The organism is Mesobacillus boroniphilus (assembly GCF_018424685.1).
Classification (GTDB): Bacteria; Bacillota; Bacilli; order Bacillales; family Cytobacillaceae; genus Mesobacillus; species Mesobacillus boroniphilus_A.
Genome location: NZ_QTKX01000001.1, coordinates 1,392,757 through 1,406,452, shown reverse-complemented (window position 1 = coordinate 1,406,452; position 13,696 = coordinate 1,392,757). Strand labels below are relative to the sequence as shown.

General features: G+C 40.6%; 14 protein-coding genes. 7 read left to right on the top strand and 7 right to left on the bottom strand.

Translation table 11 applies throughout. The features are described from left to right. The first annotated feature begins 9 nt into the window (after positions 1-9). Positions 10-681 (top strand): GNAT family N-acetyltransferase, encoded by a 672-nt coding sequence (locus tag DYI25_RS07120; RefSeq protein ID WP_213367711.1) that lies wholly within the window; start codon positions 10-12, stop codon positions 679-681. Between the two features lie 145 nt (positions 682-826). Beyond that, positions 827-1,543, top strand: coding sequence for a 3-ketoacyl-ACP reductase (locus DYI25_RS07115; RefSeq protein WP_213367710.1), 717 nt, complete (start codon positions 827-829; stop codon positions 1,541-1,543). A gap of 249 nt (positions 1,544-1,792) precedes the next feature. Here the strand turns inward: DYI25_RS07115 and DYI25_RS07110 are convergent, their stop codons facing one another. Next, positions 1,793-2,152 (bottom strand): hypothetical protein, encoded by a 360-nt coding sequence (locus tag DYI25_RS07110; protein ID WP_249745273.1) that lies wholly within the window; start codon positions 2,150-2,152, stop codon positions 1,793-1,795. A 288-nt stretch (positions 2,153-2,440) separates the two neighbouring features. On the opposite strand from DYI25_RS07110, the gene DYI25_RS07105 reads away from it, so the two are divergent. Both DYI25_RS07105 and DYI25_RS07100 read left to right on the top strand, forming a co-directional pair. Beyond that, positions 2,441-5,926, top strand: coding sequence for an SCO7613 C-terminal domain-containing membrane protein (locus DYI25_RS07105; RefSeq protein WP_213367709.1), 3,486 nt, complete (start codon positions 2,441-2,443; stop codon positions 5,924-5,926). 150 nt (positions 5,927-6,076) lie between these two features. Next, the gene (locus DYI25_RS07100) at positions 6,077-6,625 is read left to right on the top strand and encodes an HD domain-containing protein (RefSeq protein ID WP_213367708.1); all 549 of its coding nucleotides are present in this window, start codon (positions 6,077-6,079) and stop codon (positions 6,623-6,625) included. Between the two features lie 62 nt (positions 6,626-6,687). Here the strand turns inward: DYI25_RS07100 and DYI25_RS07095 are convergent, their stop codons facing one another. Next, the gene (locus DYI25_RS07095; protein WP_213367707.1) at positions 6,688-7,191 is read right to left on the bottom strand and encodes a YhcN/YlaJ family sporulation lipoprotein; all 504 of its coding nucleotides are present in this window, start codon (positions 7,189-7,191) and stop codon (positions 6,688-6,690) included. 217 nt (positions 7,192-7,408) lie between these two features. Between DYI25_RS07095 and DYI25_RS07090 the strand changes: the two genes are divergently transcribed. Next, the gene (locus DYI25_RS07090; RefSeq protein ID WP_213367706.1) at positions 7,409-8,137 is read left to right on the top strand and encodes an esterase/lipase family protein; all 729 of its coding nucleotides are present in this window, start codon (positions 7,409-7,411) and stop codon (positions 8,135-8,137) included. A 42-nt stretch (positions 8,138-8,179) separates the two neighbouring features. On the opposite strand, the gene DYI25_RS07085 is transcribed toward DYI25_RS07090, so the two are convergent. Then, positions 8,180-9,247 carry an AI-2E family transporter gene (locus tag DYI25_RS07085; RefSeq protein WP_213367705.1) on the bottom strand — a complete coding sequence of 356 codons (1,068 nt, stop codon included), beginning with the start codon at positions 9,245-9,247 and terminating at the stop codon, positions 8,180-8,182. Positions 9,248-9,459: 212 nt separating this feature from the next. On the opposite strand from DYI25_RS07085, the gene DYI25_RS07080 reads away from it, so the two are divergent. Beyond that, on the top strand, positions 9,460-9,606 hold the full coding sequence (locus DYI25_RS07080) for a hypothetical protein (protein ID WP_213367704.1): 147 nt from the start codon (positions 9,460-9,462) through the stop codon (positions 9,604-9,606). Positions 9,607-9,794: 188 nt separating this feature from the next. Next, positions 9,795-10,217, top strand: a complete 423-nt coding sequence (locus DYI25_RS07075; protein ID WP_213367703.1) for a hypothetical protein — start codon at positions 9,795-9,797, stop codon at positions 10,215-10,217. A gap of 28 nt (positions 10,218-10,245) precedes the next feature. Here DYI25_RS07075 and DYI25_RS07070 read toward each other — a convergent pair whose 3' ends face one another. The 4 genes from DYI25_RS07070 to DYI25_RS07055 are packed head-to-tail and all read right to left on the bottom strand — an operon-like array spanning position 10,246 to position 13,509. Further along, a complete protein-coding gene (locus tag DYI25_RS07070; protein ID WP_213367702.1) occupies positions 10,246-11,082 on the bottom strand; it encodes a PhnE/PtxC family ABC transporter permease in 837 nt (278 codons plus the stop codon). After that, positions 11,079-11,879, bottom strand: coding sequence for a PhnE/PtxC family ABC transporter permease (locus tag DYI25_RS07065; protein ID WP_213367701.1), 801 nt, complete (start codon positions 11,877-11,879; stop codon positions 11,079-11,081). The genes DYI25_RS07070 and DYI25_RS07065 overlap by 4 nt, the downstream gene beginning before the upstream one ends. A gap of 1 nt (position 11,880) precedes the next feature. Continuing rightward, positions 11,881-12,627, bottom strand: coding sequence for a phosphonate ABC transporter ATP-binding protein (locus DYI25_RS07060; protein ID WP_213367700.1), 747 nt, complete (start codon positions 12,625-12,627; stop codon positions 11,881-11,883). 9 nt (positions 12,628-12,636) lie between these two features. Next, a complete protein-coding gene (locus DYI25_RS07055) occupies positions 12,637-13,509 on the bottom strand; it encodes a putative selenate ABC transporter substrate-binding protein (protein WP_213367699.1) in 873 nt (290 codons plus the stop codon). Positions 13,510-13,696 lie beyond the last annotated feature (187 nt).

The following is a 13,696-nucleotide window of genomic DNA, read 5'->3' as shown; positions in this document are numbered from 1 at the left end:
GCACTCTACATGGAATACATCCGCGTTAACAGTATTGATGATCCACTCTTTGCAAAGCTCCATAATTTAATGAAGGAAGTTTTCCCTCCGGAGGAAGTATTGGAGTTTGATTTATGGAAAGGACCACTCGAAGATCCAGGCATTAGGGTTTTTGTTGCTGTACATGAGAATGAAGTGGTCGGAGTGACCGAATACCGCTATTATCCTGACTGGAATATAGCGATGACTGACTTTACCATTGTCGGAAAACCTGGACTAAGTCTTGGGAGATTCCTTGCAAATAAAAGAATGGAAGACCTGCAGAAACTCGCTGGTGAACAAGGGGTAGAATTGTTTGGGATGTTCGCAGAAATTTATGATCCGTACCGTAAGATAGATCATGATTTTGGCAATGTAAAAACGATGGACCCGTTTGTAAGGCGCGAAGTATTATCTCACCTTGGGTATAAGCGTCTGGATATGGAATACGTACATCCATCATGGGAAAATGACGGAGAATCAGTAGAGGGACTTGATTTATGCTTTATGCCGACTGATGAGAATACGCATGAACTACCTGCAGCGTTAATTACTGATTTCCTAACCACTTATTATTCCGTTCTCGAACAGAAACCAGAGAAGTGGAATAAGATGGTGGATCAGCTGAATAATAAAAAAAATGTGGCATTGTTGCCAATATAATGTAATGGCCAGCAGTAATCTTTTACTGCTGGTTTTTTGTGCGCCAAATCGTCTGCCGTCTTATTTAAAGAGTCGCATGATTTGTTTTCAATCATAAAGTTTTCTATAATTAACCCTTGACTACATAATTGAAAGGAGTCATCTTATGCAATCTTTAAAAGGGAAAACAGCGCTGATAACGGGTGCTGGCAGAGGTATCGGCCGGGCTGCTGCAATTGCTCTGGCGAAAGAAGGCGTTAATATTGGCATGATTGGGCTAACACTTGCCAATCTGGAGAAGGTTACAACTGAACTTGAGGAATATGGGGTAAATGTTTCAGGAGCTGTAGCGGATGTATCTGATATGGAATCTGTACAGCATGCTGTCGAGCATGTAACAGAAGAACTCGGTCCTATAGATATCCTGATTAACAATGCAGGAATCGCTAAATTTGGCGGCTTTCTTGATTTGGAGCCACAAGAATGGGAAAAAATTATCCAGGTCAATTTGATGGGCACATATAATGTGACTCGTGCTGTCTTGCCAGGAATGATAGAGCGAAAAACAGGTGACATCATCAATGTTGCTTCCACAGCTGGGCAAAAGGGAGCGCCGGTAACAAGTGCATATAGCGCATCAAAATTCGGAGTGCTCGGGTTGACTGAATCGTTAATGCTTGAAGTTCGAAAGTATAACATTCGGGTCAGCGCACTTACACCAAGTACAGTAGCTACTGACCTTGCCATTGAGTCGAACTTAACAGATGGCAATCCGGAAAAAGTCATGCAGCCAGAAGATCTTGCTGAGTTAATGGTAGCGCAGCTAAAATTGAACCGCCGTGTTTTCATCAAAACAGCTGGAATGTGGTCTACAAATCCATAATCAATAGGAGGATAGAACTAACAAAGGTTTTATCCTCTTTTTTATTTTTCAGCAAATCCAAACAAAACCTGAAGTGTCCTCCTGGAAAATACACTAGAGATCGCTAATAGTACCTGCTGCTAATTAGGTGGTGAAATAGCGCTAATACATGCTGTCCCAGCCTCCCAATCGGCTATTATTATATTAAAAAACGATACTATTATTTTGGTATAACTTAAGAAAAGCAACAAAAAAACGGCCTAAGCCGTTTTAAAAAGCATACTGGAATATCCCATAATAAAGGGGCAGTACAAATATCAATCCACTCAGTTTAGCTGCAAGCGGCATTGGTTCTTCCTCTTCTTCCAGGCCAAAATCCCCTGCATAACGTTCCGCAAAGAATATTGTAAATATCACATCCCAAAGAAGACCGAAGACGAAGACGATTTTCCATACTAGAGGGGTTAGCATTTCTGTTTCAGTCACATATCCAAATAAACCAAACCAAGTGATGATTGAAATGACAAAATCCAGCCTGGTGACATTGTTTTTATATTTACCCTTGATCAAAAACCAAATTGCCGTCGTGCCCATAAACCCTAAATACATTAACCAAAAAAAATCAGCCATCTTTTTTAACCTCGTAATCTTTTAATTAGTTTCTTACCAAATTGTTTTAACCTTCCTGATTCTGAACCTGATAAGTCAAAACAGAATTGAAGAAAGAAGTCGCTTTGTGCAAGAAAAGCAACCTTTTAACACCTTCACTATTATAAATGCGCACGAGCAATGTTGGAATAGAAATTTGTCGAAAAATCACTTTTGCTTTTTTTATCTAGATTATTGAATTATTTTATAAAAGGTGTAAAATTACACTAAATGGTTCATGTTGGATTAAAGAGGAAATGGGGGATAAAAATGGAACATGCTCCTAAAGAGGAAAGACGCAGGATTTTCCGTAATGAGCTCTATAATTTAAAAGAATTAGGTTATGTTTCTCGAGAGGAATACAAAAGTGTATCAGAAGCCCATAATGAATATTTCTTTGATTTACTGGAAAAAGAACGACAGGAAAAAGAGGCAGCCAGCAACAGGAAGAATGATTCTATAGCCTTTGGACCTGAAAGCCAAAAAGAGGTTCAGTCATCAGCAAGCATGGCGGTGAAGGAGAATCAAATACAACAGCCTAAACCACGTCCAATAAAAGTCAGACCCAGGAAATCAGCAGAAGAAATTCGTGAACGGAATATTTCCTGGTCATTGAATATCGGTGTCATCATGCTTTTGATTGGAGGTTTGTTTGTAGCAACAAGCAACTGGGAAACGATGACTCCATGGATGAAGGCTGGGTCAATCGCACTTGTTTCGGCTTTATTTTACGGTATTGCCTATATTAGCTACAAGATCATAAAAATAGATAAGACGGCCTTTGCATTTGTAGTCCTTGGCAGCCTTTTCCTGCCAATCTTCACCTTATCACTAGGCTGGTTTGAATTGCTCGGTCCTTATTTATCGTTCCATGGTGAAGGCCGATTCATATTAGGGGCAATCAGCAGTTCAGTTTTGATCCCGATATATGCGTTTCTAGCCAATAGGATGTCTTCCAGGTTATTTGTGTGGTTTACGTTTATTACGACATCCATTGCCGCAGCATACCTGTTGAGAGCGATTGGATTGCAAACAGACGGATTTTACCTTGGCCTGATTATTTTCAATACACTTTTGATTGCAGCCTATCATCAGCTTAAAAAGAATGGTAAGCTGCCACTTTTTACAAAGGAACTTGCCCTTTATTCACAGGCCAACATAGTGTTATCTACCTTACTAATGCTTTTCTTTTATGACAATCATGTTTTCAATGGCTTTAATTTGATTTTGACAGCTATTGTCTATCTTTCGATGATTTTTGTAAATGGCCATAAAGAGTATCATTTTGTTTTCAGCGCTATATTCATATATGGTGCATATCAAATTCTTGAAAATTGGCGATTTACAGAGGTAAGCATACTAGGTTACGCACTACTTGGATTAGTGTTTCTGTTCGTACCAAGGTTCATGGATGAGAGATACGCCTTGAAAAAAGCTTTTCAAATTACTAGTGCTGTTGTATCAGGTCTTGCATTTTTATACATCACGGCTGAAGGGATGATGATTCAAACAGAAAACCCATCCTTTATTCTTATGGCAGCTTACCTGATCATTTCAGCCAACTTCATTTATCTTGCGAATACCAATGGAAATATCATTTTCAAATATTTAAGTCCGGTTTTTCTTGCATCTGCCATGTTTGAAGCCATCTTGCAGATTGGGAAATGGCTAGGTTTCGAAAGCCTGGTTTTGCCAAGTTATTTGATTGGATTCTTACTCTTCATACTTGCAGGCTGGCTGCTTAAGCTTAAATATCTTCAAGTCATTAAAACCAGCTCGCGGGATGTCGGAATGGTGATCATGCTTTCCATGATTCTTGTTACGTTTTTCATGTTGAACTGGTGGGAGCTGGCACTGATGTTCTTCCTTACCAGCTATACTTTTTATGTCATGTTGAAAATTGACAGAAGGGCGATATTGCTGTTGATTGCTCAATGGGCAGCACCCATCTCACTCGGTATGTCAGCCGCTGCGTTCGGGGAGGAAATACGGATAAATTCTAGCATTTATAGCGATTTTATTGGAATGCCCGGAAATTTCGCGCTCGCGGGAGTCCTGTTATTAGGTTCCGGTGTTGTCCTTGGCAAAACTAGGGAAACCATCCTTTCAGAAAATGCATTTTTCAGTGCACATGGTTTCTATGCAGCAGGACTGTTTTACACATTCACGTCTTCGATACCAAATATATATGGTGAATCAATCATTTGGTTTGGTGGAATCTTGATGTCTCTCTTGCTTTACAAGATGACAAAGGAATCCCTGGTTGGATTTATATCAGGTGTAGTCAGCCTTGCCTGGTACCTAATCACAGTGGACTCTATTAATGAAGAGATATTTAATTTTAGTACAACAATTGAGTCTTTACTCATTCCTGGAGGCGGATGGTTATTGCTGGTGGCAGCGGCTTTACTTTTTCAAAAGCGAAGAGGGCTTGCAGTCGCTTATTCATGGATTGCCCATGTCTATCTCGCTCCAATAATGGCAGTTGCGTTTATCATCTACGGTGAGGAATCGACCTTTAGCTACCTGATTGCAGCAGGAGTTTATGCAGCGAGTATTTTCTTTGTAAAAAAGGAATGGAAAGTGAAATCACTATTATACGGGGCATTCACTACGTTGTTCTTAGCGATCAAGACAGGGATCGGTTATTTTACGGAAACAGATTCAGGCCACTACGCCTTCCTGATGACAAGTATTTTGTTGTTTGTATTCTGGGTATTGTCATCCACAAATTACAAACAAAGAACTTTATATTACCTTGTTCCGATTTCGATGTTAGGAGTAGCAAGCTTCCTGGCAGCATATCCATACAGCTGGCTGCTTTTCGGAATAACAATTGGTTATGCAGCAGCGATATTGGCTTTACTTCATAGAGTGAAATGGGATTTAGCTGCGTTGATCCCATTATTAATGATCTTTAACGGCACAATCCAAATCTTGTTCCAGGCACAGCTTCATGAGTATTGGGATATAGCTATTCTTTCAGGATCTGGAATTTTGCTTATTTTTTCAGGCAGAAGGAAATATAAGAACCTCTGGGAAAGAGGAGGCAATTTTGGATTGCAAAGCCTGGATGCTTATTCATTAGTTGGATTCTTGTTCATTGTTTCCGTAGCACTAATGAATGGCGAAACCTTCTGGGCGCTCATTATCCATGGACTCTTTCTATCAGCAGGGATATGGCTGCAGAGGAACAGGGTTCATGGTAGAGGAGAAAGTGTAATTCTTTTTATCACAGGTGCGTACCTGCTGGTTCCTTATTATGCAGCCGTAGAGCAGATTACAATCCCTGCCTTATTGGAAAGGGAAGTATATGTACTTCCGTTCGTGGCTCTTGCGATTTTTGTACGGTCTATTTTCAAAGAGAGAAGCAAACAAATCACCAGCTATATCCAATGGGCAGTATTGATTATGGTCTCGCTTTTGCTCATTCAGGATGGCCTGGAAAGTAATACGGTTTATGATGCCCTGATTCTTGGGTCGCTGTCACTTATTTCAATGCTAGCCGGTATGTGGCTGAGAGTAAAAGCTTATTTCTTTGTTGGAGCGGGAGTTTTACTTCTCAATGTGCTCCTGCAAACCCGTCCATTCTGGGGAAATCTCCCTTGGTGGGGTTACCTCTTGATCGCCGGTTCGATCCTAATCAGTGTTGCCAGCTTCAATGAGTGGAATAAACAAAAAGGAGCTAGAGGGGAGAAAACTTTCCTAGCAAAGTTAAAAGAAAGCTTACTCATGAAAATGAAAAACTGGAATTAATAGAAGCTGGCAAAGGGAAAACAGTCAATCCTTTGCCGGCTTTTTATTTTAGGAAAGGATAAGTTAGAAAGTTTATAAGGTGCATTTAGATAAGATTTCTGTTAACATTCATAAAAATGAGGGTATCACATCAGCTAAGGAGGTTATGAAATGAGGGATGTAACACTTTTGGACATATTTGAACATCATATAGCCCAGAAATACTTGAAGCGTTCTGGAATGGCCCACGCGATTGCGGTTGCTTACCACGCATTCCATCTTGCCAGGGAGCATAAGGTAGATGTTGATATGGCAGCGAAAGCCGGTTTCCTCCATGATATCGGCCATTTCACCTGGTACAGGAATGGCAAGTGGGACTATGAACTATACCGGAAGAACGATATCCATCCTATAAAAGGAGCAGAAAGAGCACATAAGCTCCTGATCCGACTGGGAGAAAACCCCGTACAGGCGAAAGCCACTTCACTAGCAATCCTATTCCACACTGATTCTTTTTTGCCTTCAAATGATATTGTCCGTACGCCGCTTCAGCAGGTAGTGAAATGGGCAGATGAAAAAGACGAAGAAGAAGGCGGAAAGCACCATTACAGGAAAATAGAACATGAGCGAGCTAAGAAAAGCATTATCAGGCTTGATAAAATGATTGATGAAAAGCTTATGAACGGAGAAATTGGGGGAGGAACACAATTGCCTTCTTAAATGCAATAAGGGCATCGGTATTGTCCCGATGCCCTTACAAATTGCCGAACCTGGCTGTTTATTTAACGGCTGCCAGGGAAATTTCCTTCTATTGTCGCATTAAAGTCTTTAGTAAGCCCCACAATTGGTCTTCCGCTTTGAAGCTGCTCTTTATAGTCTGTCATACTGACAACAAATTTCGCATTGGATGATACATAAACATCTGTAATTGACTCATCGGTGACTTTGATCTGTTGCGAAATCTTTTCCTTTAAATCACCTGGAACTCCATCTGTGTCCCCATTTTCCAGAACAACGGCCACATACGCTTTTTTCTGAATGGTAATAACGGTTGCACTTTGAACTTCATTCAGCATTTCTACTTGGTCCTCCGCATTTTCATCCACATGAATCCTGGATGTTTGGTTATATGAATTGGAGGTGTACTCCTGGTTGATTTTCTGGATTTGTGCACCATCATTATTTACCTGATAAGTTTCTGCTCCCTCATCCGTATATGTATTGCACCCAGTGAACAAAAGGACGGTCATAATAAGAATAAGCATCTGTAGGCTAATTCGTTTCATTGGCAAATCCTCCTAATTTTTGAATCGCAAATAGAATGTCCCAATCGACGTAGTTTTATTCGTGATTTTCCCCAACTTAACTAAGTGAGTAAAGAATCCTGTTTGCTGACCAATTGCGTAATGGGTAAATATGGTAATTATGATATTTAACAGGATTGGGTAATTTTATGAAAGCGCCACCATAAAATTTATAGATTATAATCTTTAGGAGGTTTCTATGAAAATGGTGCGCGGTTTTATAAGTTTTACAGTTTCACTTGTCTTTCTTTTATCCGCATTTTCGCCTGCAGCAGCAGCTAAAAGAGTCCCGGCTGCTTCCGACAAAAATCCTGTTGTCTTTGTCCATGGTTTTACAGGTTCATCTTCCAGTTTTGATAACATGAAACAATGGCTTATTAGCCAGGGATGGCCATCCAACTACCTGTATGCCATTCAATACTCAAATACTACAGGAAGCAGTATTGACAATGCGTACGAATTGCAAATGTTCGTGAAAAACGTCTTACGTCAGACGAAAGCGTCAAAAGTAGATATAGTCGCACACAGTATGGGTGGACTAAGTACTCGATACTATGTAAAACATCTGGAGGGTGCTCAAAAAGTCGATGATGTAGTCACATTGGGTTCACCTCATCACGGAACGAATTCTTCATATTTTGGGTTGTGGACTGAAGGAGCACGAGAAATGGTTCCGGGAAGTGCTTTCCTGAACGACTTAAACAGTGTGGATGAAACACCAAATGGAAGTGACACATCAGCTGTAATTCAATACACATCAATTTACAGCAGTGCTGATACAATTATCAATCCATACACAAGCTCGATCATTGACGGGGCAGCGAATGTTGAAATCAGCGGAGTAAGCCATAGTGGTCTGTTGTCAGATGGGTCGGTTCGGCCGTTGATTCTAACAGGCCTGGAAAATGGCGGAGCTAATACAAACTAAATTGCAAAGACGGCCAGCGAGAGTGCTGGCCGTCTTTTGGTTTTATATTGTTTTTCCTCTGAGTTTATAAAATTTCCAAACGTCTTTTATAACGATCTTCACAACTGAATAAAGCGGTATGGCTATCAGAATTCCAATAAAACCATACAAGGACCCCGCCGCGATTAACAGAAGGATAACTGTAATAGGATGGATACTGAGCTTTTTCCCCATCACTTGTGGAGTGACAAGATTCCCTTCAAGCTGCTGCACGATAAGCAGGACAAGCAGTACTTTCAGCATCATCATTGGACTGATAGTGAGAGCTACAAACAACGCTGGAATTACACCAATGATCGGTCCAAGAAAGGGAACGACTGTAAAAAACATCGTAAATATAGCTAAGATAAGAGCGTAATCCAGTCCGATAATCTTGTATCCAATATACATAAGCGTTCCGTCGACAAGCGCAATGATGAATTGGCCAGTTACATAAGTGAATAGTGTTTTATCTATATCTTTTAAGATTTTATTTCCTTCCTGCTCATGTTCTTCGGGAATTTGTTTCATAATATAAGGCCTTAATTTTTCATCATCCTTCAGAAAGAAAAAAGCAAGAAACGGGACTACAACCAGAACTGTCGCGACACTGGTTATCACAGAAAATACTGTTATAATATTTTCCCCTAAATTTTGTGAAGCCTTGCTTAAATAGCTTAATGCCCTTTGCTTGATTTCCTCCGCATTAATAAAACTAAACTGATTATCATTGATGATATCTTTCGATTCTTCCGTTATTTCATCTACCTTTTGAGGGAAGTTTTCCGTCAAATCACTGATCTGCCCACCTAATAAGGATCCCGCAAAATAAATAAATCCTGAAAATAACCCAGCTACTAAGGCGAATACAATCAATATACTCACGATTTTTGGCATGAATTTGCCTAGCCATTGAACAGGCTTCCGCAATATATAATAAATAAGGCCTGAAATCAGAACAGGAAAGAAAATGGCGATAATAAAGTTTTGCAGCGGCCAAACGAAGTAGTCTATCTTTCCAAAGAGGAAAATGATAAGAAGCAGCAGAATCGTCCCGGTTGCGTATTTAAAAAAAGGTCGTTGAATCCACATGTCGTTACCCCCTGAATATTTATGTCTCTTCTTATTACTTACCTTAAAGGATTGGCCACTAAACAAACTGGTTGTCATATAGTGGACAGTATCCTCATATAAATATAAAAATTGGTAGTTTGATATAGGTTATAAAGGGTAAATATTCTGGTCAACAGAAATAGAATCGCAGCATTAGCCACTGGTCATCTTCTGTGTAAAGGGGTCTCTGTATGGTTGCAGTCGAAGAACATCTGTTATTTATAAAAGAACTTGGCCGTTTATTCGATGAGTACGCACAATGCGAGGATAAGGAACTGAAAAACGAGATATATAAAGATATTCAGTTATTAGGTAAAGCAATCAATATCAATAACTAGGATCAAATTGATTCCGGCAAGCCCTTAATCAGCGGCTTGCCGTTTTTATTTTGAGAAGCATCAATACCAGCTAGTAAGCGGAGAGAGAGCTGGTTAACAAAAAGATTCCAATATGAGTTATATTTAGGAAAGCCAGCCATTGTTCTTTCATATATATGAAACAAGCATATGAAAGGGGAGGGTTAAAAATGAGAATTGACCTTTCAAGGGAACAATATTTGACACTTGTGAAATTATTACAGCTTGGAAATTGGCCGCTTGGACTGACTGAAGCCAATCAGGAACTGGTGAGTAAAGCGGAGGATCTTGAACAATATATTTTTTCTCTCGCAAGGGACTTTGAAGCTGGTGACGGAGTCTACTATGACAAGGAAGAAGAGTATTATTATCTTTCCGAAGACCTTAAAGATACGGTTGAAGCGATTATAGACGAATACGAGGAAGATGTCTTTTGGGACCAGCTTACCCATAAGCTCGCAACGATCGATTTGAAGCGCGAAGTCAGTATCAATGATTCTATAGAACAAAAAATCAATCGTCTTTTCCAGCTGAAAGCACGTTATGAAAAATACTTCATGGAAAACGGACTAAGCAAAATTGATATTTTGTAAAGTAAAATCCGGCCGCACTGGGCCGGATTTATTTAATGAAAAATCTTGCTTTTTCTGAAATGTAGTCGGATGCGAATACCAGAACAAGATAGAAAAATAGCAAGAGCGTAATATCTGTATAATGGAAGAAGCTCATGCTCAGCTTGAATTGCTGGCCCAAACCTCCTGCGCCAACGAAACCAACGACAATCGTCGTTCGCATGATGACCTCCCAACGGTAAAGAATATATGTCAGAAACCGGGGGAGAGCTGATGGCAGTACTCCATACAAAAAGAGCTGAAAACGTCCTGCCCCGGATGAAGAAAGATTCCGAACAGGCCTTGAGTCTAAATCTTCGATGACCTCCGCAAAAAGCTTACCAAGTATCCCAAAATTATGAAGAGCAAGTGCGATTGCTCCCGGCAAAATTCCAGGTTTAAAGATGAAGATGATGATCATTGCCCAAACAAGCTCCGGGACTGCTCGAGAAAATATATAGCCCCCGCGAACAGCACCAAATGAGAGCCACCCATGCCATTTTTTTACCAGTGTGAGCGATCCGTCAGCAACATTCCGTGCTGCGGGGACAACCGTTAGAAGTGCGGCAATTGTCGCGAAGCCAGTTGCCATCACACTCATGACCAAAGTTTCGAGTGTAAGATCCAGTGCTTTCTTCCAGTTTTCAGCATTTAGATAAGCCGGACTTTCTTCTCCGATGCCCAAAAGACCTTTGAAGAATTTACCTGCATAAAAAAGATTCTTTTCAGAAAACAGTAAAGACAAGCTTGCCTTTTCAACCATAAATATGGATACCCATGATCCCGCCGCCAGTAGCAGAAGAGCATAAACAGAGACCGTTACAAAGCTTATTCTCCGTTTCTTCATTGTACCAGCCTCTTTCTCAATTGATTGCTCCAGAGATCGATCATGATGACTAGGGCGATTAAAAAGTAAACGAAAGTCCAAACTTCATCATAATGAAGGTCATCAAGACTCAACTGAATTTGATACCCCAGGCCGCCGATGCCGACAAAGCTCATGATGGCTGAAGAACGAACTGCGCACTCAAATCGGTACATCGCATAACTGGTAATACTCGACCTAACCATTGGCAAGTATCCATACCATAAAGTCTGCATCTTTGAAGCGCCTGCTGCTTCCAAAGCTTTAATCGGTTCCTGTGATATATCCTCAAGCATATCTGCGAAAATTCTTCCAAGGATACCGCCGTAGGGGATAGCCAGTGCAAAAATCGCGGCAAAAGGAGAGAGACCAATCGAGGCGACGAATAACCAGGCCCAAACGAGTTCATGAATGGCTCTCATGAAGCCAAGCTGCCCTCTAAAAAAAGGCCGTATATACCTTTTGATGTTACCTTCTGATACCACAATTCCTGCGGCAAGAATGCCGTATAAAAAAGCAATGATAATCGCCAGACTCATGCCGGCAGCAGCATAAGAAAGAGTAGTCCAGCTTGACTCCAGGGCCAGAAGCAAGATATCACTGGACAAATCAGGAGTGAAAAATGCTGCCGCAATTTGTTTTGCTGTCTCGAACCCCTTGTTATGAATCAAGTCGCTCTTCCATTCGACAGAGAATAGACTCATGATAAACGCCAGCGATAGGATCAGTGTTAAAATTTTTCGTTTATGCAGCTCAAAGCTGAACCACCTTTTATCCATATCAAGAGATCTCCTTTAGTTTGTAAAGGCTCTGGATATGGTCATCAGTTACAGAGGAAGCAGGGAGATCAAAGAAGAGTTCACCATCTTTAAGGGCTATCAATCTATCGAAGTATTTTCGTGCATATTCGACTGAATGAAGGCTTGCGATCAGTGTTTGTTTTTCTTCTAATGCGATTTTAACCATTAGATCGAGGACGTCTTCCGCACGCGCTGGATCCAGTGAGGCAACCGGTTCATCGGCCAGGACGATTTCAGGACTTTGGACAAGAAGCCTTGCAAGCGCTACTCGTTGTTGTTCTCCACCGGAGAGGGAAGAAGTTTTTTCATACAACTTATCTGCCAATCCCACCCGACTAAGTGCCTGGGCAGCATATCCCTTATCCTGGGGGATCAGCATGGAAAGAAGAGATTTAAAAATACCCCATTCAGAGAGCCTGCCAACAAGAACATTATGGATAACCGGAAGCTCTCCCACAAGGTCAAACTGTTGGCGAATGATACCAATTTTTTTTGCTCTCTTCTTAGGGTCCTTTAGCTCAGAGAGAGGGTGGCCGTCTATCAGGATTTCACCCTGACTTGGTGGAAGAAGGGCTGCCAGCAAGTTCAGCAATGTAGTTTTGCCTGCTCCGCTTGGACCAATAAGGGCAACTAATTCTCCTTTATTAACAGAAAAAGAGAGGGAAGATAAGGCAATCTTCCGCTCATAGATTTTCGTTATTTGATTAAGACTTATTACTTCTTGCATGAAATCCACCTACTTGATGATCTTGAGTTGCTTTGCGACCTTTTCTATTGCTTCGTAATTTGCATTCTTCGTTTCTATAAATTTATCAGTCTGCAATAATTCCATGATTTCATTATCCTCTGAAGTCATTGAAAGTATAGCCTCTTTGAGTTTAGCCTTGGTATCGGCATCCATCTTATTTAATGTCCAGTTGTAGTCATAGTACTCAGGAGTTGTATAAAATACTTTTACCTTTGATTCATCTACTTTGCCTTCTTTTACAGCTGCTTCCCATACAGAAATATTTAAAGCGCCTGTCTGGAAAGCGCCTGATTCCACAAGCTTATATGTTTTATCATGAGAACCAGAGTAGTTCGGCTTTCCATCAAGGTCCTGATCTGGGTCTATGCCAGCTTCCATCATAAAGTAGCGCGGCATTAAATGACCGGAAGTCGAGCTTTCACTGCCAAAAGTAAATGACATTCCTTTTAAATCTTCCAGGGTATCAATCTTTACATCACTGTTGGCAATAAATACAGATTTAAACTTTTCATCGATCGGTCTTTGTGCAAAAGCTTCGGCTTCAGGAACTAAGTTTCTCGCCTGTACACCAGTAAGGCCGCCAAACCAGGCTAGCTGGATTTCCCCGCGTTCAAATGCAGTAACAAGCGCCGAATAATCGACAGAAGGGACATATTCAACATTCAACCCTGTCTTGTCTCCCAAATCCTTCGCAAAATCCTCCATGCTCCTGTTCAAATCTGCTGCATTCTGATCGGGAATCGCACCGATTTTAATAGTTTCTGTTTTTGTGTCTTTTTGACCTTCATCTGTTCCATTGTCAGAACAAGCCGCAAGGGAAAAGATCAACAACAAGCTTAATAATGCAATCAGTTTTTTCATTTGTTTATCACCTTTATAAATAATTTTTATGTACCCTATAAAATTTATCAATAACAAGTGGATAACTCAATACATTTTGATAAAATTTAATATGAATATTATGGGAGAAGAGTCTATTCGGTGTCCAAGCAGTGGTTAATAGTCAGTAAAGACTGTTTTTAACAGAGCCTTTAGCACTCTATTTAAA